The sequence below is a fragment of the Aeromonas sp. PI_26 genome (genome assembly GCF_027854445.1).
GTDB lineage: Bacteria > Pseudomonadota > Gammaproteobacteria > Enterobacterales > Aeromonadaceae > Aeromonas > Aeromonas veronii.
In genome coordinates this window covers 270,650-294,146 of sequence record NZ_JAJNOE010000001.1, presented here as the reverse complement: position 1 = coordinate 294,146, position 23,497 = coordinate 270,650, and the positions used below count along the sequence as shown (strand labels likewise).

Below are 23,497 nucleotides of genomic sequence, written 5' to 3'. Positions count from 1 at the left end.
CGTTTTAAAGCACCAGTCGCAACAACTCTCGCCCGTCCTCACACGCATTAACGCACAGTACCCCGTCCTCATAGCTCCCGTAACTGGCAGGCAACTCGCCGCGCGGGAAACAGATCGACCCCGGGTTCATCAATACCCGCTCCCCCTGCCATTCCAGCACCGGCACATGGGTGTGACCGCTCAGGAACAGACTGCCCACAGGCAGCTGTACCTCGTCCGGGCGATAAAGATGGCCATGGCTGACAAACCAGCGCCGCTCATCGATCAGCAACTGGTTGTAGGGGGCTGTGATGGGAAAGCGCAACAGCATCTGATCCACTTCGGAATCGCAATTGCCCCGCACAGCGATGATCTGTGGCGCCAGCTCGTTGAGCCGATCGGCCACCGCAGCCGGGTTATACCCTTCCGGCAGAGGATTGCGCGGGCCATGGTTGAGCAGATCGCCGAGCAGCAGATAGTGATCCGGCTGCCAGGGCTCAAGTTGGGTCAGCACCCGCTCCAGCGCAATGATGCTGCCGTGGATGTCGGAAATGATGGCAAGTTTCATGAAATGCTCCTCACTGCGGGCTGAAATAGAGATCCTTGGTGGCAATCGTCCCTTTCAAATTCTGGCTGGGCAGTCCCCGCAGGGTGGGATCGACCAGTCTCATCTGATTGTAATGATACACGGGGAGGATCGGCGCCTCCTCAAGCAGCAACTGTTCGGCATGCCGGTAGAGTTCAACCCGGCTCGCACTGTCCAGCGTATTGGCCGCCTGCTCCAGCAGCAGATCAAAGTCGGGATTGCAGTAGCCGCTCTCGTTGCGCAGATCCTGACAACGGAAGCTGCCCAGCATGGCAGACGGCTCCACGTAATCGCCAAACAGGAAGCTTCTGGCCACCTGGAAATCACCGCTATCCTTGGCCACCTGATAGGCACCCCACTCCAGACTGTTGAGGGTGACCTGTACCCCCAGCTTCTGCCACATGGCGGCAATGGCCATCGCCATCTGCTTGTGGGTTTCTGCGCTGTTGTAGGTAATGCTCAGCTTGAGTGGATTGGCACTGTTATACCCGGCCGCTGACAACAACGCTGCCGCTTTGGCCTGGCGGGTTGGCATATCTTCAAGCGCCACAGGCAATATCACCCGGGGGTAACCCGGCATCTCCGGCAACAGCGACCATGCGGCCTGTTCATCCTGCCCGCTCACCGATCCAATGAGCAACTGTCGATCAACCGCCATGGAGAGCGCCTGACGCACCCGCACATCCTGCAGTTCGGGGCGCTTCAGATTGAACGCATAGAGATAGCTGCCAAACAGCGGCAAGCCCCAGAGCCGCTCCGGAGATTCGCGCTTCATCTTCTGGTAATAGCCGAGGGAGACCTTGTTGGTAAGCTGGATTTCACCAGCCTCATAACGAAGCCGTTCGGCATGTTGCGAGGTGATCGGCAGGTAGGTGACCCGTCCGATACGGGTGTGAAGGTCATCCCAGTAGTGGATATTGCGCTCGGCTTCTATCCGCTCATTAGGCGTCCAGCTTGCCAACCGATAAGCACCATTGCTCACCAGCTTGCCGGGCTCGGTCCACTGCTTGCCAAATTTAGCTATCGCCTTCTGATTGACCGGCACAAAGGGGCGTTGACTGATGAGCTGCAGGAAATAAGGAGCCGGCCGCTCCAGGGTGATTTTCAAAATCTGATCGCTTTGCGCTTCAATGCCCAGATTGCCGAGCTCCAGCGCACCGGCATAGATGGATTGCGCATTGTTGATCCCCGTGGCCAGCAGCAATCCGGCAGAAGGAGAGTTGATGGCCGGATCGAGCAGACGGCGCCAGGCATAGACAAAATCAGCGGCCACCAGCGGCTCGCCATTAGACCACTTCAGTTGAGGGCGTAGGAAAAATCGCCACTCCAGCCCATCTTCACTCACCTCCCAGCGCTGGGCCTGAGCGGGGACGATATGCCCCTGCCCATCTTCGCTGACCAGCCCTTCAAACAGATCGACCAGCACGGCCTCCCCCGGAAAACCGGAGCGCACCAGCGCCGGATCCAGCGACTCCGGCTCGGCACCGTTGCCCTTTACCAGGGTTTGCCGATCGGCAAGCAAAGGCTGCTGCTCTACGGTGGTGGCATGGGCCAGGGGCCCAGCCAGCACGGCAAGCAATAGCGGGGAGAGCCAGCGTTGCGCCAGCTTGGGGAAGAAACCATACCTCATGACAAAACCTCGAATAACACCACTGCAGGAGGGGAAGGCCGACGGCGCGCCTGATGAATGCCTGATACCGCTCTTGTTATCCCCGAAAACGCCCCGTATTGTATCGGGCTTGCCCGGGAGATGGAGTCTTTCGGGTTAATTTTTTCAGGAGTTTTTATGGGTTATGAGTGGCTGGCCCTCGCGTCGGCCAGTTTATGGGCAATTGCAGCGCTAATTTCGGTCAAACCGGCCCGTCATCTCGGCGCATTTGCCTACAGCCGCTGGCGCATGTTTCTGGTCAGCCTGATGCTCGGCACCATGAGTCTGCTCACCGGTGGCTGGCAAACCCTCACCGCAAGCGCCCTGCCCCTGCTCGCCATCTCGGGGCTAGTCGGCATCTTCGTGGGCGATACGGCACTGTTTGCCTGCATGAACCGGCTGGGGCCAAGGCGCAGTGCCCTGCTCTTCTCCTGCCATGCGCTGTTTTCCGCTCTGCTTGGGCTCTGGCTATTTAACGAACAGCTGACTGGCTGGCGACTGCTGGGGGCCATGCTGGTCTTTGCCGGCGTAATGCTGGCGATCCTGTTTGGCAGACGCAGTAGCAGCAACGAGTGGGAGCAGATCCGTGGCAATCTGGCGCTGGGAATTGGCCTTGGCCTGACGGCGGCACTGTGTCAGAGCGTGGGAGCCATCATCGCCAAGCCAGTGATGATGAGTGGTGAGGTGGATGCGGTGAGTGCATCGGGTATCCGGATGGGCAGTGCCCTGCTGGCCCATTGTGTCCTTCGGCTGGGACGTTTGCCGCTGGCCATGCCGCTAAAACCGGTCAATGGCCATATCCTCGCCATGATTGCCACCAACGGTTTTCTGGCGATGGGCCTGGGGATGACGCTGATCCTGATGGCGCTGCGGCAGGGCGAGGTGGGCATGGTGGCCATTCTCTCCTCTACCACGCCGGTACTGCTGCTGCCGCTGTTGTGGTGGCACTCGGGGGAGCGGCCATCCATTGCCGCCTGGGCGGGTGCACTGATTGCCACCCTGGGCACGGCGCTGGTGCTGGGTTTCAGCACTCACTGACACCCGGCACCATCCCAGATCAGAACAGGGCAATCTCCTCAGCGGTCAGCTCGCGGTATTCACCAGGGGCCAGCTCTTCGTCCAGCGTCAGGCCACCCACCCGCTCGCGATGCAAGCCAACGACCTTGTTGCCGATGGAGGCAAACATCCGCTTGACCTGATGGTACTTGCCTTCGTGAATGGTCAGGCGCGCCTCGCACTCGCCGAGAATTTCCAGCTGGGCAGGACGGGTTTTATCGGTCTCGTTACGCAGGTAGACCCCTTCGGCGAACAGCGCGATCGCATCCGGGCTAACCGGATCGGCCAGCCAGACGTGATAGGTCTTGGCACACTCGTGACGTGGTGAGGTGATGCGGTGAGACCACTGACCGTCATCGGTCACCAGCACCAGACCCGTGGTATCGAGGTCGAGGCGACCCACTACGTGCAGCTTGCCCATCGCCGGTTCATCCATCAGGAAGAAGACAGTCGGGTGATCCGGATCCTCGTTGGAGCAGACGTAACCTTCCGGCTTGTGCAGCATGAAATAGCGGTTGCGCTGCTCCAGCGTCAGCAGCACGCCGTCAAACTCGATCTGGCTCTGCTCATTGATATGAAAGGCGGGCTGCTTGACCACAATGCCATCCACCATGACCTCACCCTGACGGATCAGTTTGCCTGCCAGCGAGCGGGTCAAATCGGAACAATCGCACAGAAATTTATCAAGCCGCATTCATAACCTCGGAGTCCAACAAGTAAAGGGGCGTCATTATATCGGGCGGGGGCGACAACGCCACTGTTAAGGGGTTGCCAATTATGACGAACTGGTCATCCGATGTTACACTTCTCCGGTGTGACCCATCCGAACGATACTCATAATAATAAGAGTCAGGAAGCCCTCATGAAATCTCAAGCATCCTATCCCGTCATTCCCGTCAACCAGCTGAAACCCGGCATGTACGTCATTGCTATCGCCAGCCAGACAGGTGGGATGGAGATCGCCCAGATGGGCTTGGTGACCAGCGTGGCGCAAATTGCCAATCTGGTGCGTCAGGGGGTGCTCACGGTACGCATCGATCTGGCCCGCAGCAAGCTGGGCAGTGCCGAGAGTGACGCCGTTACCTTCCCCGATCTCAATGCCAACAGCGCCCAGGTAGGGCGCCGGGCCAGTGCCAACGGCGAAGGACGGGAGCTTAAAATCCGACGCCTCTATCATGAAGCGCGCGAGCTGCAAGGCAAGTTCATTCGCCACCTCAAAGCGGGTGAGCCCATCGACATCACCCCGCTGGCCGAAGTTGCCGAAGAGATGGTGGACACCATGTTCACCCACGGCGATGCCATGCTCTGTCTGGCCCGTATTCGCGCCAAGGATGCCTACCTGATGGAACACTCCATGAACGTGGCCATTCTGCTGGCCAACTTCGGCCGCTATCTGGGACTTGAGCGCAGCGTGCTCAAGGAGCTGACCCTAGGTGGCCTGCTGCACGACGTGGGCAAGATCATGACCCCGGACGAGGTGCTCCACAAACCGGGCAAACTGACCGATGAGGAGTTCGCCATCATGCGTCAGCATGTGGTGCACAGTTACGAGATCCTCAGCAATACCCCTGGCATCACCCCCACCATGCTGGAAGTGGCCGCCAACCACCACGAGCGGCTCGATGGCTCCGGCTACCCGCAGCGACTCAAGGGAGAGCAGCTCTCTCTCTATACCCGGATGAGCGGCATCGTCGATGTCTATGATGCCATCACTGCAGATCGGGTCTACAAAGCGGGTATGCAGCCGACCCAGGCCTTCCGCATTCTGCTCAAGGGGATCAATCAGCACTTCGATGGTGAACTGGTTACCAAGTTCATCAAGTGCATGGGAGTCTATCCGGTGGGAACCCTAGTACAGCTCTCAAACCAGCGCCTAGCTATCGTGATGCAGCGCAACGAGCAGCAGCCTCTCAAGCCGGTGGTCAAGGTGATCTATCACGCCACCCAGCGTCACTACCTCGACGTACAGTGGCTGGATCTGGCCAAGTCAGGGGTGCAGGAGAGCATCGAAAACACGGTCGACCCCAAAGAGTTTGGCATCAACCTCGCCAACTTCTTCTAAATCTCTCACCTCAGATATTCATGATTGGCGCTGGCTGTCGAGCCAGTGCCGGATCAGAAACTCCTCATCCAGCGGCGAGAGATCAAAACGCAGGCTGGCCTCTTCAATGGCAGAGATATCGTGCTGGTGGTGCTCACTGAGCCAAAGCACCGCACGACGCAAATCTTCACCATGGGGGAGTAGCAGATGGTCGCTCATGGGATACCTCCGGTAGACTGCAAGGCGGCCCGCGAATGTAGCCACCTCTTTCCAGTCTAGTCGCTCAATCCCCATCACCTGCGCTTCTTCACCCTCCCCCTCTCAATCACGGCAATCAGCTTGTCACCGGGATCAGCGACCGAAGGCGCGCTGCCAATCCTGATCAAACTTCGCCAATGCCGCATCCACCGCAGGCACATTCAGCAACTGCTCCGCCACATCGAGCGGCAAGGTGATGGATTGGCAACCGGCCAGCAGGCAGTCGAGCGCCTGACGGGGAGTGCGGAATGACGCCGCCAGCACTTTGCTGTTCGGTGCGTGCAGCGCAAGCAGCTGTTGCAACTCCTGCACGGTGGCGATGCCATCACCACCTTGGGCATCCAGCCGGTTAACGTAGGGCGCGACATATTCCGCCCCCGCCACCGCCGCCAGCCAACCCTGCAGCGGGGTATAGACAGCGGTGCCCAAAGTCGGCACACCGTTGGCGGTCAGGCTCTTGATGGCAGCCAGCCCCTCTGCGCACACCGGGATCTTGATCACCAGATCCGGGTCCAGTTCACGCAGGGCGAATGCCTCGCGCACCATCTCGGTTTCGGTTTTGGCCATCACCTGGGCAAACAGGCGCGCCTTGGGCCCCAGCACGTCGCGCAGGGCGGGCAGCAGCTCACAGAGCGGCAATCCCCCGGCGGCGGTAATGGAAGGATTGGTGGTGACACCGGCCAACGGCAGGATCCGTGACCAGCGACGCACTGCCGCCACATCGGCGGTATCGAGATACAGCTCCATCTCTAACTCCTTAACGGGATGTTCAATCTGTCACCATTTTAGCCAGATAACATCCGCAATTTAGTTGATCAAAATCAAATCAACTTTCGAACGAAAGCAAATAGAATGTAAATACAAAAGGAGGCGGTATGATTTTCGACCTGCAACGATATTCAACTCACGATGGCCCCGGCATTCGCACCCTGGTGTTTCTCAAGGGGTGCTCGCTGGCCTGTCTGTGGTGTCAAAACCCGGAAAGCCGCTCTCCCAAGCCGGACATACTACTCGACCGGCGCCAGTGCATCGAGGGATGCCAGCTCTGCAGCCAGGCTTGTCCGGCAATCTTGCGTGACAGCGAGGGCATCCAGCTCAGCCGCTCTGCCCTCAAGGCCGACGATATGGAACGGCTGCGCGGCCTCTGCCCCAGCGAAGCGCTGCAGGTGTGCGGCCGCGATGAAACCCTGGACACCCTGATGGACACCATCTTGCGGGATCGTCCCTTCTTCGAGCGCAGCGGCGGTGGCGTCACCCTCTCCGGCGGCGAGCCGTTTATGCAGCCCGAATTTGCTGCCAACCTGCTGGCCCGCTGCAAGGCCGAAGGGCTGCACACCGCAGTCGAGAGCTGCCTCCATGTGCCCTGGCACCAGATTGAGCCAAGCCTCCCCTCACTGGATCTGCTGCTGGCAGATCTCAAACACGTGGATAAAGAACGATTCTTCCTCTGGACCCGCGGCAAGGTGGAGCTACCCATCGCGAACCTCAAACGCCTCGCCGAGCACGGCGTGCCGATGCAGATCCGGGTGCCGCTCATTCCCGGCTTCAATGCCGACCGCGCATCGATCAGCGCCATCACCGACACCGCCGCCAGCCTCGGCACGGTGCAGGAGATCCACTTCCTCCCCTACCACACCTTAGGCGTGGGCAAATATGCCCTGCTGGATCTGCTCTATCAGGCGCCGGACACACCGCTCGACGATCCCGATTTACTCCACTTTGCCCATGCATACGCCCAACGTCAGGGGCTGACCCCTGTGACCAGAGGATAAGATCATGACCCAGCTCGACCTCAATACCCTCAGCCCGCGGATCCGCGCCCACAAAGAGAGCCTGATCCACATCGTTCAGCCACCGGTCTGCACCGAGCGTGCCCGCCACTACACAGAGGCCTATCAGGCTCATCTCGCCCGGCCGCTGCCGGTGCGCCGCGCTCTGGCGTTGGCCCATCACCTCAAGGAGCGCACCATCTGGATCAAGCACGACGAGCTGATCGTCGGCAATCAGGCCAGTCAGGTACGGGCGGCCCCGCTCTTTCCCGAATACACCGTGAGCTGGATTGAGAAGGAGATCGACGAGCTGGCAGACCGTCCCGGCGCCGGTTTTGCAGTCAGCGAAACCGACAAGGCGATCATCCACGCCTTCACCCCCTTCTGGCGCGGCCAGACGGTGCAGGATCGCTGCTTCGGCCTCTTTACCGACGAGCAGAAAGCGCTGCTGGAGAGCGGCATCATCAAGGCCGAGGGCAACATGACCTCGGGGGATGCCCACCTCGCGGTCAACTATGAGCAGCTGCTCACTCTGGGTCTCGATGGCTTCAAGGCCAAGGTGGCCGAGCGGCGCAGTCGGCTGGATTTGGCGGATTGGGCCGATCTGCAGCGCGAGCAGTTCCTGCACGCCGTCGCCATCACTCTGGATGCGGTCAGCACTCATATCTCGCGCTACGCCGCACTTGCCCATGATATGGCAGCACAAGAATCTCGCCCCGAGCGCCGAAACGAGCTTGAGACCATAGCGCTCAACTGCGCCCACATCGCCCACCAGTCCCCCGAGACCTTCTGGCAGGCGCTGCAGCTCTGCTACTTTATCCAGCTCATCCTGCAGATCGAATCCAACGGTCACTCGGTGTCGTTTGGCCGGATGGATCAGTACCTCTACCCCTGGTATCGCCGCGAAGTAGAGCTGTCGGAATCCCTGTCACGCCCCCGCGCCATCGAGCTGCTGCAAGGGTGCTGGCTCAAGTTGCTGGAGGTGAACAAGATCCGCTCCGGCACCCACTCCAAGGCCTCCGCCGGCAGCCCGCTCTATCAAAACATCACCATCGGCGGCCAGAACTGGCGGGATGGTGCAGCCCATGACGCGGTCAATGGCCTCTCCTACGCGATTCTGGAGTCCTGCGGCCAGCTGAGATCCACCCAGCCCAACCTCTCGGTGCGCTACCATGCCGGGATGAGCGAGGATTTCCTCGACGCCTGCATTCAGGTGATCCGCTGCGGCTTTGGCATGCCCGCCTTCAACAACGACGAGGTGGTGATCCCCGAGTTCATCAAGCTCGGGGTGAGCGTGGAGGATGCCCACCACTACGCCGCCATCGGTTGCATCGAGACCGCCGTGCCCGGCAAGTGGGGCTACCGCTGCACCGGCATGAGCTTTATCAACTTCGCCCGCATCCTGCTGGCGGCACTGGATGGCGGCCGCGATGCCACCACCGACAAGGTATTCCTGCCCCAGCCTCAGTCGCTGCGAGACGGGAGCTTTGGCAACTTTGACGAGGTGATGGCCCGCTGGGATGAGCAGGTGCGCTACTTCACCCGCAAATCCATCGAGATCGACTGCGTGGTCGACAGCGTGCTGGAGGCTCAAGCCCATGACATCCTCTGCAGCACTCTGGTGGATGACTGCATAGAGCGCGGCAAGACCATCAAGGAGGGGGGCGCCGTCTATGACTGGGTCTCAGGTCTGCAGGTGGGGATCGCCAACCTTGGTAACAGCCTGGCGGCCCTGAAGAAACTGGTGTTCGAGCAGGGCGTGGTGGAGCAGCAAGAGCTGGCTGCCGCCCTGGAGCAAGACTTTACCGGGCTGGCAGGGGAGCAATTGCGCCAGCGCCTCACCAATGCAGCCCCCAAATATGGCAACGATCTGGACGAGGTAGACATGCTGCTGGTACAGGCCTACCGGAGCTACATCGACGAGCTCAAGGGACTGCACAACACCCGCTTCGGCCGCGGCCCCATCGGCGGTACCTACTATGCCGGCACCTCCTCCATCTCCGCCAACGTGCCCTTCGGTGCCGCCACCATGGCCACCCCGGATGGTCGCCATGCCCGCACGCCGCTGGCGGAAGGGGCCAGCCCCTCGTCGGGTTCGGATCGTCTCGGCCCGACGGCGGTGTTCAACTCCATCGGCAAGCTGCCCACGGCGGCCATCCTCGGCGGGGTGCTACTCAACCAGAAGCTGAGTCCGGCGAGCCTTGAGAACGAGCGGGACAAGGCCAAGCTGATGAGCCTGCTGCGCACCTTCTTCGAGGTGCACAAGGGGTGGCACGTGCAGTACAACATCGTCTCGCGGGAAACCCTGCTGGCGGCCAAGGCCCATCCCGATCAGTACCGGGATCTGGTAGTGCGGGTGGCGGGCTATTCGGCCTTCTTCACCGCCTTATCCCCGGATGCGCAAGATGATATCATCGCCCGCACCGAGCACAGTCTCTGACGGGGCGCTCCCCATGGCGCCTGAGACGTCATATGATTGGCAAGCCACCCTCGGGTGGCTTGCCGCTATCCACCACCTTGCATGTGAGCGCACCATGAATCCACGCCACCAACTGATCCTCACTCTGGTCCATCAGGCTCGCAAGATGAGCGTGAGTGAACTCTCCCGACACACAGGCGTGTCTGAGGTGACGGTGCGCAACGACCTCACCGCGCTGGAGAAACAGGGGCTGCTCAGACGGGTACACGGCTCGGCCATGGCGCTGGAGACCGATGATCCGGATGCCCGGATGAACATCAACTACCTGCTCAAGGAGCGCCTCGCCGAGCGTGCCGCCCAGCTGGTAGAGGATGGCGAGACGGTCTTTATCGAAGGGGGCAGCGCCAACGCCATGCTGGCGCGCCATCTGGCCCTGCACAAACGGGTCACCATCATCACCATCAGCAGCTATATCGCCCATCTGCTCAAAGACACCAAGGCTCAAGTGGTGCTGCTCGGCGGGCTGTTCCAGCATCAGAGCGAGAGCGTGGTGGGGCCGCTCACGCGCCTCTGCATCGAGCAGGTGCACTTCTCCAAGGCCTTTATCGGGGTCGACGGTTTTCATCCCGAGATGGGTTTCACCGGCCGCGACATGATGCGGGCCGATGTGGTCAACAGTGTGCTGGCCAAGGGGATGACCAATGTGGTGATCACCGACAGCAGCAAATTTGGCGCCATCCACCCGAGCCAGCTTGGCGCGCCGGGCCAGATCAACGTGCTGGTTACCGACGATGCCCTGCCCACCCCTATGCGGGCAGCCATCGCGGCCAAGGGGATCACCCTGCACTGCGTTGCGGCCTAGGCCACCCGCTAATTCACGCTATTTCATTGACCTGACAGGATAAAATTTCCATGATGAGCCAGTCCCCATCGGGACTGACATCACCAGTGTGTGATCTGCAGGAAGCAGATTTTCAGGAGAGCAAGGACATGCCATCGACCATCACCGCCGGGGAGCGCCGACTCTCCCCAATCATTCGCGCCACCGCCATCACCCTGGCCCTGTGCTGGAGCCCGTTTGGCTGGAGTGCCACGCTGCCCGCTGACTTGAAGTGGGAGAGCAACAACCAGGATCCTCTCTATGCCGATCCGGCCGCCAAGCGCGGCGGCACCTTTCGCACCTTTATGACCAGCTTCCCCCTGACCCTGCGCAAATATGGCCCCGACTCCAACGGCGGCTTTGCCGGTTACGTGCGGGAAACCAACCTGCCACTGCTGAGCACTCATCCCGTTACCGGCAACCCAATGCCGATGCTGGCAAACGAGTGGGCCTTCGGCGCCGACAACAAGACCCTCTATTTTCGCATCAATCCCAAAGCACGCTGGTCAGACGGCCAGCCGGTCACCGCCGATGACTGGCTCTTTACCCTCAAGATGATGCGCAGCAAAGAGATCAACGACCCCTGGTACAACAACTACTACAGCACCCAGATAGCAGACATAACCAAGTTTGATGATCACACTCTGGCCATCACCAGCGGCACCGAAAAGAGCCGCCAGGATCTGCTCGAGTCACTGCCCATCAGCCCGGAGCCGAGCCACGCCATCAAGCTCACTGCCAACTGGGTTAAGGAGTACAACTGGAAGGTGTTGCCGGTCACCGGCCCCTATCAGATCGATCAGGTGAAAAAGGGTAAATCGGTCACCTTCAAGCGGATTGAAAACTGGTGGGGGGATGACGAGCGCTACTTCCAGCATCGCTTCAATCCTGCGCGGATCGAGATCAAGGTGCTCAGGGATCTGAACATCGCCTGGCAGCACTTCCTGCGCGGCGATCTCGACACCTTCCCGCTGGTGATGCCTAACTGGTGGCACGACAAGACCAAAACCGCCGAGTTCGAGAAGGGGTATATCGCGCGCACCTGGTTCTACAACCAGACTCCGCAATCGCCGATGGGGCTCTATCTCAACACCGCCGATCCGCAGCTGAATAATCTCGATGTGCGGCTCGGGATCCAGCATGCCCTCAACCTCGACAAGATGCTCACCACCCTGCTGCGGGGGGATTACCAGCGACTCAACAGTTATGGCTCAGGTCAGGGTGAGTTTACCAACAGCGAGATCAAGGCCCGTCCGTTCGATCCCAAACTAGCACGGGAATACTTTGCCAAGGCAGGCTTTAACAAAGTGGGGCCACAGGGGATTTTGCAAAACGACAAGGGGCAGTCACTGACGCTCGCTATCACCTACACCACCGCAGAGCACGCCCAGCGGCTCACGCTGTTGCGGGAAGAGGCCAAGAAGGCGGGGCTTAATCTGGAGCTAAACCTGATGGATGCCTCGGCCGGTTTCAAATCGATGCTGGAGAAAAAGCACCAGAGCGCCTGGATGGCCTGGGCGGGTAGCCGCTATCCCGCCTATTGGGAGTTCTTCCACAAGGTCAACGCTAACAAACCCCAGACCAACAACATCATGAACATCGATGACGACGCCATCACAGCGCTGGTGGAGCAGTATGACAAGGAGTTCGACTTTGCCAAAAAGGCGGCCCTGTCACGGCAGATCCAGCAGCGGCTCTATGAGCTGGCGAGCTTCGTCCCTGCCTATCAGGTGCCCTATACCCGGGAAGGGGCATGGCGCTGGATCAAACTGCCAAAAGTACCAGCAACCCCCAAGAGCGAGCAGCTCTACTGGCCCCTTGGTGGCGACAACAGCGGTTACAGCTATGGCGGTCTGCTGTGGATCGATGAAGAGCTAAAAACCGAGACCAGGGCAGCCATCAAGAGCGGCAAAACCTTCCCGGCCGAGCCCATCATCGACACCACCTATCGCCAGCCCTGATAGCGACAACTCATTTGGCAAACAGACCTAAAACAAAGACCCCGCCAGATGGCGGGGTCTTTGTTGGCAACCGGTGTTGCGAATCGAGCAGTGATCAGCCGCGTTTGGCCTGCTTCTCGGCAATGGCGTCAGCCACGTCAGCCGGCTCCAGTACGATGCCTTCCTGATCCGGAGTCGGGAACACGGCAACACACAGCTCGTCCTGCTCCATACCGTCAACCCAGCGCTCCAGCCACACCTTGAGGGTGATGGACTGCGGCTTGCAATCGGCCCACTCGCCTTCAGCCCACGCCTTGGCGTACTCCGGGTGCGGCCATACCGGGATGCAATCCTCATCGTCGGTGGTCAGCATCATGACGCCATGCTCGTCAGTCAGGACGAACAGCTCTTCATGCTCGACCAGCTTGCTGATGAAGTGATCGTAACGGTAGTCAGCGTTCAGTTGCAGCGCGGCATTGCGCTCGGTGTCGCTCAATTCATAGCTCATTGGCCAAGTCTCTCTCTCGATAAAGGGCGCCATGTTCACATCTTGTCGTCAGCTTGTCCAGCTTGCAGCCCCTTGGCACCGGATGGGGAGGACAATGACGCAAATAAGGATAGAGCAGCCTCCTCGATAACGAGACCGCCAGCTATCATATTGCCCCTTTTACAACGCAGGGGTGATCAGCTCCACATCAGGCTGCTCGCTCAGCTTTTGCCGCAGCCAGTAGGCGGACTCCACTTCGACAAAGCAGAGCAGATCCTGGCCATTGGCCGCCATCGCCATCAGCTGCTCAAAACGCAGCTGTTGTTGCTGCTCCCAGGCAGCAGCAAGTTTGGCCCCGTGGGCCTCATCCACCACTTCGCGACGCAGCTCGAACAGGTTATCGGTGATCGGGCTGTTGATCTTGGCGGCGGTGTGCCAGTACATCAGCAGGTTATCCATCATCTCGCTGTCGTAGTTGGCCAGTGCATCCAGCTCGGGTGTATCACCGCTGTCGCTGGCGGCAAAATCACACCAGCCCGCATCGAGTGACGCCAGCTCATGAGCCCCATTGGCATGCTTGCGTAACAGTGCAATGTCGGCCCCCTTGCGTGCAGGCAACCATACCTCGCCCTGATGGGCATCCAGCAGGGACGTCAACGAAGCAGCGGGGTAAACCGGAAAGCGGGTACAAAGTGAATGCAGCAGGGATACCAGAGTGATCTTGACCATGAGCGATACCTTGAACAGGGCGAACAGCCACCAATAGACCGTCCGATATAAAGAAGTGCCCTATCCTACCACGTTTGGTCCGACTCGGCCCTTGACGAAGCTGTCAGCCAACCATCTGATTACGCCGAAAAAAACAGCATTTGAAACACGGCCCCCAGCCAAAGATCAATAATTTGAGCCAGCGCCCACTAAAGTGGATCCGGGGATGCTAGTTTGCATACATCTTTAGCGTAAGGAGTAAATCCATGATTGGGATCGACCAGGTTTCTAACGAATTCGTGAACGATTTGAAAATACTGGCATGCTTTGATCCGGCCAACATGAGCTTGGGGATTAAATTACGCAGCGATATGTCTGAAGAGTTGTGCCAGGCGGCAGCCCGTCTGCATCAACAGGGGCTCATCAGCGCAGAAGATGGCGGCTATCTCACCCCGTTTGGCATGACCATGGTTGAACACCTGCAACATCTGTTGGTCGCACTCAAACCGCTTTGACCGGCTGTGGTGCCCAGAGCGAAAAGTTGAGTAGCTCCCAGCGCTCCCCTTGGTGAAGATGACAGGCAAACAGCAAAGGACCTTCGGGTCCTTTTACTTTGCCATCCACCAGCCACTCCCCCTCCCTTTCAGGTACCAGTCGCGCATTTACCTCATCGGGTTGCAGCGCAGCACCTATTCGGACCTGGACAAACTGCTGGCAGATCACCTGCGCTTCCATCGCGGATTGAACCGGTACAGGCGCATCGGACGTCGGAGTCAAGGTGGCAGCAAGCAGGAGCGATAGCAGCATGATTCAGCACATGGGAGTCAGTAGCAGAAGCCATATAAACAAAAAGCCGTGGCACCAGAGGTACCACGGCTTTCTTAAATTCTGTAAGAATTACAGAGCGGTTACGTTCTCAGCCTGCGGGCCTTTCTGACCTTGGGTCACAGAGAACTGTACGCGCTGACCTTCAGCCAGGGTACGGAAACCGTTACCTTGAATGGCGCTGAAGTGAACGAAAACGTCCGGGCCGTTTTCTTGCTGGATGAAGCCAAAACCTTTGGTTTCGTTGAAAAACTTAACGGTACCGGTGATCATGTTAGACATATCTTTTAAACCTGTATTCAAAATAATTACTTATGCTTTTCAGCGGGTAAAGCTCAAAAAACGGGATTAACTTATGAACAACAGGACAAGATGTGAAACATCGTATTCATTGACATAACTATCGCCCTTTCAAGCTGGTTTGGATTATACGTGGCTTTGTAGATTACGCAAACAAATTTGTGCCCTGCCAACGGCAGGGCACAAACCGTTATAAGGTGGCCGCTTCCAACGCTTCGACCAGCGCTCTGAGAAAACGAGCCGCCTCCCCGCCAGTACAGGCTCTGTGGTCAAATGTCATCGACAGCGGCAATGCTCTGACGGGACGCGCTTCACCATGGATGAACACCACTTTTTCGAACAGTTTGCCTGCCCCTATGATGGCCACCTGCGGCGGCGTCACGATGGGGCTGGCATAGCGGCCTGCGATGGCGCCGAAGTTGGTGAGCGTAATGGTCGCCCCCTGCAACATCTCGCGCGGCACGGCGCGCGCCTTCACATCGGCGATCATCCGATCCAGCCCCTGCCGGATATCCGCCCCCTCCCGCTCGGCCACGTTCTCCATCACCGGCACATAAAGGCCATGCTTTGAATCCACCGCGATGGCTACATTGACCTCTTTGAACAGACGCCGTGACAGGGTGTCGCCATCAAACCAGGCGTTCATCGAGGGCTCGGCGCGGCACGCCACGCCAATGGCCTTGATAAGGCGCACCGTCACATCCTCATCAGGCCGCCAGTGACGCAAATCCACCTCGTCGGTGATGCTGACCGGCACCACAGTCTGATGAGAGAGCTCCATCGCCTTGGCCATGGCCCGCCGCGACCCTTTGAGGAATTCGTTGCCACTGCACTGCTGTGACTCGAATGCCTGCTGTACATCCAGCTCGGTCACCATGCCGCCGCTGCCACTCCCCTTGATCCGGTCGATATCCAGACCCAATTTTTGTGCCAGCAGGCGCACGACAGGCATGGCTTGCACCAGCGATCCCCCCGGGGCAATGGCCCCCACCACGAAGTGATCCTCGATATGTTGCTGATGGGCGCTCACCTTGCCCACCACGGTGCCATCATCTTCGCCCCCCTCGAACTCCACCAGCGGCGCACCGATATGGAGGATATCCCCCTCGGCGCCGCAGAGACGGGCAATCACCCCGGCTACCGGAGAGGGTACATCCACCAGCGCCTTGGCCGTTTCCACCGACAAGAGCACCTGATCGACCGCAACGGTATCACCGGCACTCACCTTCCACTCGACAATCTCGGCTTCGGCCAACCCTTCACCCAGATCCGGTAATTTGAAAAATTTCATAGCCACTGGTTCTCCATCAGCTGGTGAGCGGCATCGGCGATATCCTGCTCGGTGATGAGGTAATACGCTTCGTTGCGATAGTAGGGAACAGCTGCATCCACCCCGGTCAACCGTTTGGGTGGCGCCTTGAGGCTGGGAAGTGCCTGCTCGGTCACCCGCGCCACAATCTCGGCCCCGACCCCGAAGCTGCCACACGCCTCGTGTACCACCAGCAACCGGCCGGTCTTGCGCACCGAGGTGAGGATGGTCTCCATATCCAGCGGCTTGATGGTGGCCAGATCCAGCACCTCGCACTGGATATCCTGCTCGGCCAGCAGGTTCGCCGCCCGCATCACCTCCTGAATGCAGGCTCCCCAGGCCACTACCGTGATATCCCGGCCCGGGCGCAGGGTAAAGCAGACATCCAGCGGCAGGCCGACACCGTCATCCACCACCTCGGATTTCATCGAGCGATAGATGCGGTCCGGTTCGAAAAACATCACGGGATCCGGATCGCGGATGGCCGAGAGCAGCAGGCCATAGGCGCGTCTCGGGCTGGAGGGGATCACAACCCGCAGCCCCGGAATATGGGCAAACAGCGCCTCGACACTCTCGCTGTGGTGTTCAGGCGAATGAATGCCCGCGCCATACGGGGAGCGATAGACGAGAGGACAGGAGAGGCGGCCACGGGTGCGGTTTCGCATCCGCGCCGCCTGACAGATGATCTGCTCCATCCCGGGGAAGATGAAACCCTGAAACTGGAACTCCGCCACCGGCTTGAGCCCCTGGGTCGCCATGCCGACCGCCACCCCGGCGATCAATCCCTCGGCCAGCGGCGTGTCGATCACCCGCTTGAAACCGAACTTGTCGCGCAGCCCCACGGTGGCGCGAAACACCCCGCCGTTGACCCCCACATCCTCGCCCAGCACCACCACATCCGGGTCGTGCTCCATCTCGTAGTGAAGGGCCATGTTGACCGCTTCCAGCAAACTGATCTCACTCATGGCCCACCTCCTGCTTCATCCCCTTGGCAATCACTCGCTCGCGCTGGGGCAAGAGTTCGGCGGGCAGGCTGGCGTAGTGATAATCGAGCATCGCCTCCGGCGGCTGGGGCGCCATCGCCTCATAACGGGCAACCGCCTGCTCTACCTCTCGGGTAGCCTCCGCCAGCAGGCTCTGCTCCTGCTCTTCATCCCACCAGCCTTTGCTATGCATAAACTGGCGCAGCCGCTTGACCGGCTCTTTCGCCCAGGCGGCCTCGACCTCGGCCCCATCTCGATAGCGAGTGGCATCGTCGGCCGTGGTGTGATCGCCGAGGCGATAACTGACCGCTTCTATCAGGGTCGGCCCCTTGCCGCTGCGGGCCCGCTCGACGGCACTGCGGGCGGCATCGTAGACCGCCACCACATCGTTGCCATCCACCTGCAGGCTGCGCACCCCTGCACCAATCCCCTTTTGGGCCAGCGTTGGGGCGCTCGATTGCAGCTTGCGCGGCACCGAGATGGCCCACTGGTTGTTGTTGACGATGATCACCATCGGCAGGTGCCAGACACCGGCGCAGTTGAGCCCCTCCAGAAAATCCCCCTTGGAGGTGCCGCCGTCGCCGATGGTGACCACGGCAACCCGCGGTTGATTACGCAGTTTGAAAGCCGAGGCAATACCGCAGGCGTGGGTGATCTGGGTGGCGATGGGAACGCAGATGGGGAGATCTTCAGAGGGAGTCCCATCGGGTTTGAGAAAATAACTGCCCCGCTCGTCACCGCCCCAATATTGCAGGTTCTTCTCCATCGGCACGCCCCGCACATAGAGGGTGGGCATGTCCCGATAGTAGGGAACGTAGACATCCTGCGGCTGCATGGCGAGACCGATGCCAATCCCCACGGCTTCTGCGCCGAGATGGGAGGGAAAAGTACCGAGTTTGCCGGTTCGTTGCAGCGCAATCGCTTTTTTGTCATAGCTGCGCACCATCACCATATTGCGGTAGAAGGTGTGCAGTATCGCCTTGTCCAGCCAGGTCGGTAAGGTGGCGACCGGGCACCCTTCCGCATCGAGGTAACGAAGGAAAGGGATGTCGACATGGGTCATAACTGGCTCCTTGCCGTTGTGAGCGTCACCGATGCTGGTGACACCTAGATGTAAATACCTTGTTAAATAAAAAGCAAAGAGATTTACTCAGGTAAGACCAGTAGAAACTTCTTTAAAGTAGCGAAGGAGCTGAATTTTCGGCGATGAGTGGCAATGTATGCCGTAAATGGTGCAACTTTGCAGCACTGAACGCAGGATGCCAAATGTGAAAAAGGGGAGCCTGGCTCCCCCTTCTGTTACTCAAGTCAGCGGTTACTCCAACCAACAGTTACGCCAGCCACTGTTGCAGCTGGCGGGCCATGCCAACTGGCAGCAGGTGAGCACGGTTCAACAAGCGGCTGCGCCAGGGCTCGGCCTGCAAGGTGGGGCAAATTTGCATCTCCCGTCCCCGGTCAGTCACGCGCACCAACCTGTCGATAAGAGTCTCCAGCGGCGGATGCGTCGGCCAGTGGGGATACAGCTCGACAGTTGTGATATCGGCCAACTCGCACACCCGCGCCTCTTCCTCATCTCCCTTCCCAGCAACCATTGGCCAGGGGTGAAGCACCTGCAGCCAACCCGGCCTTGCCGCCTCCAGCAACTGACCCAGCGTCGGCTGCGCAAAGTGGGGATCCCCTGCGGCTTTGAGCAGATGGCGCGCCCCAGCCAACACCACCACGCCGCGGGCGGGAAGTGCAAAAAGATAGTCGGCCAGCGCCTGATCCCGCCCCCTGTTGTGCTGCTGCCATCGCTCCGGGCTCATCTCCTGCCACTCGAACGAGGGCTCGCAGAGATGCACCCGCAGCCGCATATGTGCAGGGCGCGCCAGATTGCTCTGGCGCAGAGCGGAAAAGAGAGCCGGAAACTCGGGGGCCATCCAAGCGGGAAAGGCACAGGAGTCGAGCCAGACCGGATAGAGCCGCGCCAGCGTCAGCGGCTCCCCTTGCCAGCGCACCTCACCCGCCAGCCAGGCATCGAGCAAGCCTTGATGGCGGCGGTTGCCGCACTCCAGCACCAGATCGGTCATGATTCCCCAGAGCGCCGGATCACACAGCCAGGCGTGCTGGCGCCGGATAAAATCCGGGTGCCAGTGCGGCTCCCCCAGCCCCACCAGCTTGCCCGCCTGCAAGGCTTCTCGGATGGCGGCAACCGGGGTCATGCATCCCCTTCCTGCCGGATGTGCGGTTGTTGCCCGACCCCATCGACCCGCTCACAAATAAAAGCGCCGATCTTCGCCAACCAGTCGGGATGCACCATCTCCTGATGCAGGCAGGGGAAGCGCTCATAGCGGATTTCACCTTTTGTCAGCGGCTCCCAGCCACGTCCATCCAGCCAGGGCTGGCGGGAAGCTGACGCCTCGATAAAGATCACCTCCCCGTGGTAGCAGTAGTCGACCGGCTGACGGATCAGCCGGTTGTTGTGGCCCACCAGCTCAATCATGGCGCTCACCACCTGCTCGTCGAGCATGGCCAGCGCACTCCCCTCCGCTCCCAGCCTGGCCACCACGTCGCCCCGAGTAAGGGAATCGAGCGCCTCGTCCGCAACCGCAATCCCCCCCATCCGCAGCAGCGCATCGAGCATCCGCTGCTCGTCGGGCAACGGCTGGGTCTGCCACTGCTGACAGGGGTAGGCATCGAGCAGCAGCACCATGGCCACCTCCTGTCCCTGCTCTTGCAACATGGCGGCCATCCGGTGCACCAGCATGCCCCCGAGCGACCAGCCGAGCAGCCAGTAGGGCCCCTCGCTCTGCTGACGACGCAGCTCAGTCACATAGTCGAGGGCCAGCTCGTCAAAGCTGGCGGGCAGCGGTGCATCCGGCTGGCAGAGCGCCCGTGCCTGCAGGGCATAGACGGCCATGTCGGTCGGCAGATGGGGCACCAATGGCGCATAACACCAGCCGAGCCCGCCGGCGGGATGGACGCAAAAGAGGGTGGGGCCCGATGTACCCGCCTGCGCACCGGACGCTCGCAGGGGCAACAGCATGGGCATTGCCTCCCGTTCGCCGCCAAGACGGCGCGCCAGCTGGGCAGGGCTCGGCGCTTCGAACAGGCTGGCCAGAGTGAGCGCCTGTCCGGTCGACTCTTCAATGCGCACCACCAGCTGCGCCGCCAGCAGGGAGTGACCACCGAGGGCAAAGAAGTTATCGTCGGCGCCGACCCGCGCCAGCCCCAGTATCTCGGCGAAGAGGCGACAGAGCCGCTCCTCCAGCAGGGTTTTCGGCAGCGCCTGACCCACCGCCAACGCCATATCGGGCAGCGGCAACCCCTTGCGATCCAGCTTGCCATTGGGGGTAAGCGGCAGCTCGGCCAAGTTTACCAAGAGCCCCGGCACCATGTAGTCAGGCAAGGAAGCGCCAAGGGTGGGTACCAGCTCGGCCAGCGTCAGATCTCTGCTATCTGCGGCTACCACATAGGCCACCAGACGGCGATCGCCGGGGGCAAATTCGGGGGCCAGCACCACCGCCTGCACCACCCGGGGGTGGCGCAGCAGCACCTGCTCGATCTCCTCCAGCTCGATGCGCTGGCCACGGATCTTCACCTGAAAATCGAGGCGCCCCAGATACTCGATGGCGCCATCCTCGCGCCAGGCAGCCAGATCGCCGCTGCGATAGAGCCGTCCCGTCCCGAAGGGATTGGCAATAAAGCGCTCGGCAGTGAGCTCGGGCTGACCAAAGTAGCCATCCGCCACCTGTACGCCGCCAATCCAGAGCTCCCCCGCTACACCGGGCGGCACAGGCTGCAACCAGGGGTCGAGAATGTGGATGCAGGTATTCCAGACCGGATAGCCGATGGGCACGCTGGTCACCGCCTCGTCTGCCCGGCAGGGATACCAGGTGACATCCACCGCCGCCTCGGTCGGGCCATAGAGGTTGTGCAGGGGGGCTGAGAATGTCCCATACCAGCGCTGCACCAGATCCGCGGACAGCGCCTCGCCGGAGCAGAATACCTGGCGCAGGGCGCGGCAACGCGCAGGCTCGGCCTGAGTGACAAAGATCTGCAGCATGGAGGGGACAAAGTGCAAGGTGGTGATCCCGGCCTGCTCAATCAGCTCGGCAAGGTAGGCGGGATCCTTGTGGCCACCCGGTTTGGCGAGCACCAGCCGCGCCCCGGTCATAAAGGGCCAGAAAAACTCCCAGATGGAGACATCGAAACCGGCCGGGGTCTTTTGCAGCACCCGATCCGCCGGGCCGATGGGATACATGTGCTGCATCCAGAGCAGCCGGTTGACGATGGCACCGTGGCTCACCACCACTCCTTTGGGCCGACCGGTCGAGCCGGAGGTGTAGATGATGTAGGCCGCATCTTCCGGTTTGGGGGCTGGCAGATCACAAGGTTCTGTCGCCACCACTTCTATCGTCGCCAGCTGCTCTGCCACACCGGGGGCATCGAGGCAGACAAGTGGCGCGACCACATCGAGCGGCATCCGCAAGGTGCGACTGGTCAGCACCAGCGCAGGATCGCTGCTGGCGAGAATGTAGCCGATCCGCTCCGCCGGATAGTCCGGGTCAACGGGCACATAAACGGCACCCACCGCCATGATGGCCTGCTGGGCGAGGATAAGCTCGGGAGAGCGCGGGATCACCACCGCCACCCGACAACCGGGGCCCACGCCCCTCCCCGCCAGATAGCTGGCCAGCTGGCGGGTGCGCTGGCGCAACTCGGCCACACTCCAGCTCTCGGCGCCACACCCCAGCGCGATGGCGCTCTGATCTGCCGCCGCCAGCCCTTCGGCCAGCAGTGCGCTCAGGGTGGTAGTCGGCAACAGATGGTCGGTCTGGTTCCAGCGCGCCAGCTCAGCCTGCTCGCAGGGCAGCAACAGCGGCAAACGCACCGCCAGGGCCTCGTCATCCGCCTCACTCCAGGCGGCCAGATAGGCCAGCAGTCGGGCCAGATGACGTTCGCTCTCCTGATGGCTGAAGCGCCCCTGATGTGCTTCGAGGGTCAGGGTCATCGCGCCCGCCTCCTCGGCAAAGTAGAAGGCGCACTCCTCCACCGGCCCCGCCGCCAGCACCTGCACCTCGCCACGAACCTGGTTGTGCCCTTCACCAACGCTGAGGGTTCGGGCAAAGGGCATCAAATTGACCTGAGGGCCAAACAGCGGCTGACCCGGCTGGCGCTGTTGCAACCACTCCTGACGGCAGCCCTGATGACGGCGCAGGGCGGCAAATTGCCGCTCAACCTGTGCCAGCAACTCCCCTACCCGGCTGGTGCCGCTCAGCTCAATGCGCAGGGGCACCACATTGACCTTCATGCAGGGGGTATCGGCCGCCGCTGAGCCCAGCCGCCCCATCAGCGGAATACCCAGCACCACCTCGCCAGCGCCGCTCATTCGCTGCACATAGCTGGCCACTGCCGCCAGCAGCAAGCTGTAGGGGTGACAGGCCGAGCGACTCGCCCGTGCCACCAATGCCTGCCACTGGCGGCCTGCCAGCCGCTGTTCGAAACGATAAGTGGGACCTGGCCCTTGCGCCGGACGTCGGGAGATTGACGCGGGGTTCTCCACCCCGGCCAGCTGCTGCACGAAGAAATCGCGATCCCGCGCGGCGCGAGGCGAATCCTGATAGGCCGCCTCCTCGGCCAACAACTCATGCTGAGTCGCATAACGGCAGGGGGCAGGCTGTTCGCCCGCACAAAGCGCCTCATACCAGCTCACCACCCGCTGGCAGAGCAAACTCAGGCCAAAGCCGTCGATGGCGATATGGTGCACGGCGATAAACCAGGCCCACCGCCCCTCGCCCAGGCGATAGAGGGTGGTGGCAAACAGCGCCCCCCCGGCCAGATTGAAGGGGACGGCCAACTGCGCACGCATCTCGGCCTGCGCAGCGGCGAGCGGGTCGGCTTCGCTGCGCAGATCCCGCTCTGCCAGCTGCCAGCAAGCCGGGTTGGCCACCATCTGCGGGCCATCGGCAGTAGACACAAAGGCGTAGTGCAGACCGGGGATCTCGTCGATGGTCTGACGCACCGCTCGGGTGAAGTGATGGGGAGCCAGCGCCCCCTCCAGCAGCCAGTACTCGCCGGTATTGCATGCGGGGCTCTGCGGGTATTTTTGCTGGGCAAACCAGATGCCCGCCTGAGCTGTGGTAAGCGACCAGCGCGGCTGCTCCCCACGCAGGTGGGTGGCGCGCATCGCCATTGTCTGTTCCATGGGAATGTCCTTGCGCAAACATCAAGCGGGCAGTGAGTTGCTCCTGCCCGCATGGCTGAAAAGCGAGGAGGCCAGGCCTCCTCCATAAAGTAGAGTGTCACGCCTGCCAGATCGGCAGCGCG

Annotated in this window: 21 protein-coding genes; 7 read left to right on the top strand and 14 right to left on the bottom strand. The window is 60.8% G+C overall.

Going from position 1 to position 23,497, the window contains the following annotated elements:
- Window positions 1–4: 4 nt before the first annotated feature.
- Both yfcE and LRL22_RS01270 read right to left on the bottom strand, forming a co-directional pair.
- Entirely contained in the window at window positions 5–547 is a 543-nt protein-coding gene (gene yfcE / locus LRL22_RS01275; RefSeq protein WP_236325430.1) for a phosphodiesterase, read from the bottom strand.
- Window positions 548–557: 10 nt separating this feature from the next.
- Window positions 558–2,195: a peptide ABC transporter substrate-binding protein gene (locus LRL22_RS01270; protein WP_270904526.1), complete on the bottom strand. Its 1,638-nt coding sequence runs from the start codon at window positions 2,193–2,195 to the stop codon at window positions 558–560.
- A gap of 156 nt (window positions 2,196–2,351) precedes the next feature.
- Here LRL22_RS01270 and LRL22_RS01265 point away from each other — a divergent pair, with 156 nt between their 5' ends.
- On the top strand, window positions 2,352–3,251 hold the full coding sequence (locus tag LRL22_RS01265; RefSeq protein WP_270904525.1) for a DMT family transporter: 900 nt from the start codon (window positions 2,352–2,354) through the stop codon (window positions 3,249–3,251).
- Window positions 3,252–3,270: 19 nt separating this feature from the next.
- On the opposite strand, the gene rsuA is transcribed toward LRL22_RS01265, so the two are convergent.
- The gene (gene rsuA / locus LRL22_RS01260) at window positions 3,271–3,963 is read right to left on the bottom strand and encodes a 16S rRNA pseudouridine(516) synthase RsuA (RefSeq protein WP_021231067.1); all 693 of its coding nucleotides are present in this window, start codon (window positions 3,961–3,963) and stop codon (window positions 3,271–3,273) included.
- A 168-nt stretch (window positions 3,964–4,131) separates the two neighbouring features.
- Here rsuA and LRL22_RS01255 point away from each other — a divergent pair, with 168 nt between their 5' ends.
- Window positions 4,132–5,331 carry an HD-GYP domain-containing protein gene (locus LRL22_RS01255; protein WP_270904524.1) on the top strand — a complete coding sequence of 400 codons (1,200 nt, stop codon included), beginning with the start codon at window positions 4,132–4,134 and terminating at the stop codon, window positions 5,329–5,331.
- An 18-nt stretch (window positions 5,332–5,349) separates the two neighbouring features.
- Here the strand turns inward: LRL22_RS01255 and LRL22_RS01250 are convergent, their stop codons facing one another.
- Both LRL22_RS01250 and fsa read right to left on the bottom strand, forming a co-directional pair.
- A complete protein-coding gene (locus LRL22_RS01250; protein WP_005359499.1) occupies window positions 5,350–5,529 on the bottom strand; it encodes a hypothetical protein in 180 nt (59 codons plus the stop codon).
- 132 nt (window positions 5,530–5,661) lie between these two features.
- Window positions 5,662–6,315 (bottom strand): fructose-6-phosphate aldolase, encoded by a 654-nt coding sequence (fsa, locus tag LRL22_RS01245; protein WP_042080204.1) that lies wholly within the window; start codon window positions 6,313–6,315, stop codon window positions 5,662–5,664.
- A 128-nt stretch (window positions 6,316–6,443) separates the two neighbouring features.
- On the opposite strand from fsa, the gene LRL22_RS01240 reads away from it, so the two are divergent.
- The 4 genes from LRL22_RS01240 to LRL22_RS01225 all read left to right on the top strand — a co-directional run bounded on the left by LRL22_RS01240 (window position 6,444) and on the right by LRL22_RS01225 (window position 12,597).
- A complete protein-coding gene (locus LRL22_RS01240) occupies window positions 6,444–7,340 on the top strand; it encodes a glycyl-radical enzyme activating protein (RefSeq protein ID WP_270904523.1) in 897 nt (298 codons plus the stop codon).
- 4 nt (window positions 7,341–7,344) lie between these two features.
- Window positions 7,345–9,777, top strand: coding sequence for a formate C-acetyltransferase/glycerol dehydratase family glycyl radical enzyme (locus LRL22_RS01235; RefSeq protein WP_270904522.1), 2,433 nt, complete (start codon window positions 7,345–7,347; stop codon window positions 9,775–9,777).
- A 94-nt stretch (window positions 9,778–9,871) separates the two neighbouring features.
- Window positions 9,872–10,618 (top strand): DeoR/GlpR family DNA-binding transcription regulator, encoded by a 747-nt coding sequence (locus LRL22_RS01230; protein WP_270904521.1) that lies wholly within the window; start codon window positions 9,872–9,874, stop codon window positions 10,616–10,618.
- Window positions 10,619–10,746: 128 nt separating this feature from the next.
- Window positions 10,747–12,597: an extracellular solute-binding protein gene (locus LRL22_RS01225; protein ID WP_201951542.1), complete on the top strand. Its 1,851-nt coding sequence runs from the start codon at window positions 10,747–10,749 to the stop codon at window positions 12,595–12,597.
- Window positions 12,598–12,691: 94 nt separating this feature from the next.
- Here LRL22_RS01225 and LRL22_RS01220 read toward each other — a convergent pair whose 3' ends face one another.
- Together LRL22_RS01220 and LRL22_RS01215 are read right to left on the bottom strand one after the other, a co-directional pair.
- On the bottom strand, window positions 12,692–13,084 hold the full coding sequence (locus tag LRL22_RS01220; RefSeq protein WP_005334204.1) for a DUF2750 domain-containing protein: 393 nt from the start codon (window positions 13,082–13,084) through the stop codon (window positions 12,692–12,694).
- A gap of 159 nt (window positions 13,085–13,243) precedes the next feature.
- Window positions 13,244–13,792, bottom strand: a complete 549-nt coding sequence (locus LRL22_RS01215; protein ID WP_201951546.1) for a hypothetical protein — start codon at window positions 13,790–13,792, stop codon at window positions 13,244–13,246.
- A gap of 245 nt (window positions 13,793–14,037) precedes the next feature.
- On the opposite strand from LRL22_RS01215, the gene LRL22_RS01210 reads away from it, so the two are divergent.
- Complete coding sequence (locus LRL22_RS01210) at window positions 14,038–14,286, top strand: TIGR02647 family protein (RefSeq protein WP_005334209.1); 249 nt, start codon at window positions 14,038–14,040, stop codon at window positions 14,284–14,286.
- Here the strand turns inward: LRL22_RS01210 and LRL22_RS01205 are convergent.
- The 7 genes from LRL22_RS01205 to LRL22_RS01175 form a co-directional block, all read right to left on the bottom strand.
- A complete protein-coding gene (locus LRL22_RS01205; protein ID WP_021231075.1) occupies window positions 14,273–14,578 on the bottom strand; it encodes a hypothetical protein in 306 nt (101 codons plus the stop codon). The two genes, LRL22_RS01210 and LRL22_RS01205, sit on opposite strands and share 14 nt — an antisense overlap.
- Before the next feature lie 90 nt (window positions 14,579–14,668).
- A complete protein-coding gene (locus LRL22_RS01200; protein ID WP_005302803.1) occupies window positions 14,669–14,878 on the bottom strand; it encodes a cold-shock protein in 210 nt (69 codons plus the stop codon).
- A gap of 208 nt (window positions 14,879–15,086) precedes the next feature.
- Window positions 15,087–16,187, bottom strand: a complete 1,101-nt coding sequence (locus tag LRL22_RS01195; protein ID WP_270904520.1) for a dihydrolipoamide acetyltransferase family protein — start codon at window positions 16,185–16,187, stop codon at window positions 15,087–15,089.
- On the bottom strand, window positions 16,184–17,170 hold the full coding sequence (locus LRL22_RS01190) for an alpha-ketoacid dehydrogenase subunit beta (RefSeq protein WP_021231077.1): 987 nt from the start codon (window positions 17,168–17,170) through the stop codon (window positions 16,184–16,186). The genes LRL22_RS01195 and LRL22_RS01190 overlap by 4 nt, the downstream gene beginning before the upstream one ends.
- Window positions 17,163–18,251 carry a pyruvate dehydrogenase (acetyl-transferring) E1 component subunit alpha gene (gene pdhA, locus LRL22_RS01185; RefSeq protein WP_064338306.1) on the bottom strand — a complete coding sequence of 363 codons (1,089 nt, stop codon included), beginning with the start codon at window positions 18,249–18,251 and terminating at the stop codon, window positions 17,163–17,165. Before pdhA ends, LRL22_RS01190 begins: the two co-directional genes overlap by 8 nt.
- Window positions 18,252–18,519: 268 nt before the next feature.
- Entirely contained in the window at window positions 18,520–19,389 is an 870-nt protein-coding gene (locus LRL22_RS01180; RefSeq protein ID WP_270904519.1) for a hypothetical protein, read from the bottom strand.
- Entirely contained in the window at window positions 19,386–23,375 is a 3,990-nt protein-coding gene (locus LRL22_RS01175) for an amino acid adenylation domain-containing protein (RefSeq protein WP_270904518.1), read from the bottom strand. Before LRL22_RS01175 ends, LRL22_RS01180 begins: the two co-directional genes overlap by 4 nt.
- Window positions 23,376–23,497: the final 122 nt, after the last annotated feature.

Coding starts and splice junctions, on each gene's coding strand:
- yfcE (WP_236325430.1), bottom strand. CDS start 547: ATGAAACTTGCCATCATTTCCGACATCCACGGCAGCATCATTGCGCTG.
- LRL22_RS01270 (WP_270904526.1), bottom strand. CDS start 2,195: ATGAGGTATGGTTTCTTCCCCAAGCTGGCGCAACGCTGGCTCTCCCCG.
- LRL22_RS01265 (WP_270904525.1), top strand. CDS start 2,352: ATGGGTTATGAGTGGCTGGCCCTCGCGTCGGCCAGTTTATGGGCAATT.
- rsuA (WP_021231067.1), bottom strand. CDS start 3,963: ATGCGGCTTGATAAATTTCTGTGCGATTGTTCCGATTTGACCCGCTCG.
- LRL22_RS01255 (WP_270904524.1), top strand. CDS start 4,132: ATGAAATCTCAAGCATCCTATCCCGTCATTCCCGTCAACCAGCTGAAA.
- LRL22_RS01250 (WP_005359499.1), bottom strand. CDS start 5,529: ATGAGCGACCATCTGCTACTCCCCCATGGTGAAGATTTGCGTCGTGCG.
- fsa (WP_042080204.1), bottom strand. CDS start 6,315: ATGGAGCTGTATCTCGATACCGCCGATGTGGCGGCAGTGCGTCGCTGG.
- LRL22_RS01240 (WP_270904523.1), top strand. CDS start 6,444: ATGATTTTCGACCTGCAACGATATTCAACTCACGATGGCCCCGGCATT.
- LRL22_RS01235 (WP_270904522.1), top strand. CDS start 7,345: ATGACCCAGCTCGACCTCAATACCCTCAGCCCGCGGATCCGCGCCCAC.
- LRL22_RS01230 (WP_270904521.1), top strand. CDS start 9,872: ATGAATCCACGCCACCAACTGATCCTCACTCTGGTCCATCAGGCTCGC.
- LRL22_RS01225 (WP_201951542.1), top strand. CDS start 10,747: ATGCCATCGACCATCACCGCCGGGGAGCGCCGACTCTCCCCAATCATT.
- LRL22_RS01220 (WP_005334204.1), bottom strand. CDS start 13,084: ATGAGCTATGAATTGAGCGACACCGAGCGCAATGCCGCGCTGCAACTG.
- LRL22_RS01215 (WP_201951546.1), bottom strand. CDS start 13,792: ATGGTCAAGATCACTCTGGTATCCCTGCTGCATTCACTTTGTACCCGC.
- LRL22_RS01210 (WP_005334209.1), top strand. CDS start 14,038: ATGATTGGGATCGACCAGGTTTCTAACGAATTCGTGAACGATTTGAAA.
- LRL22_RS01205 (WP_021231075.1), bottom strand. CDS start 14,578: ATGCTGCTATCGCTCCTGCTTGCTGCCACCTTGACTCCGACGTCCGAT.
- LRL22_RS01200 (WP_005302803.1), bottom strand. CDS start 14,878: ATGTCTAACATGATCACCGGTACCGTTAAGTTTTTCAACGAAACCAAA.
- LRL22_RS01195 (WP_270904520.1), bottom strand. CDS start 16,187: ATGAAATTTTTCAAATTACCGGATCTGGGTGAAGGGTTGGCCGAAGCC.
- LRL22_RS01190 (WP_021231077.1), bottom strand. CDS start 17,170: ATGAGTGAGATCAGTTTGCTGGAAGCGGTCAACATGGCCCTTCACTAC.
- pdhA (WP_064338306.1), bottom strand. CDS start 18,251: ATGACCCATGTCGACATCCCTTTCCTTCGTTACCTCGATGCGGAAGGG.
- LRL22_RS01180 (WP_270904519.1), bottom strand. CDS start 19,389: ATGACCCCGGTTGCCGCCATCCGAGAAGCCTTGCAGGCGGGCAAGCTG.
- LRL22_RS01175 (WP_270904518.1), bottom strand. CDS start 23,375: ATGGAACAGACAATGGCGATGCGCGCCACCCACCTGCGTGGGGAGCAG.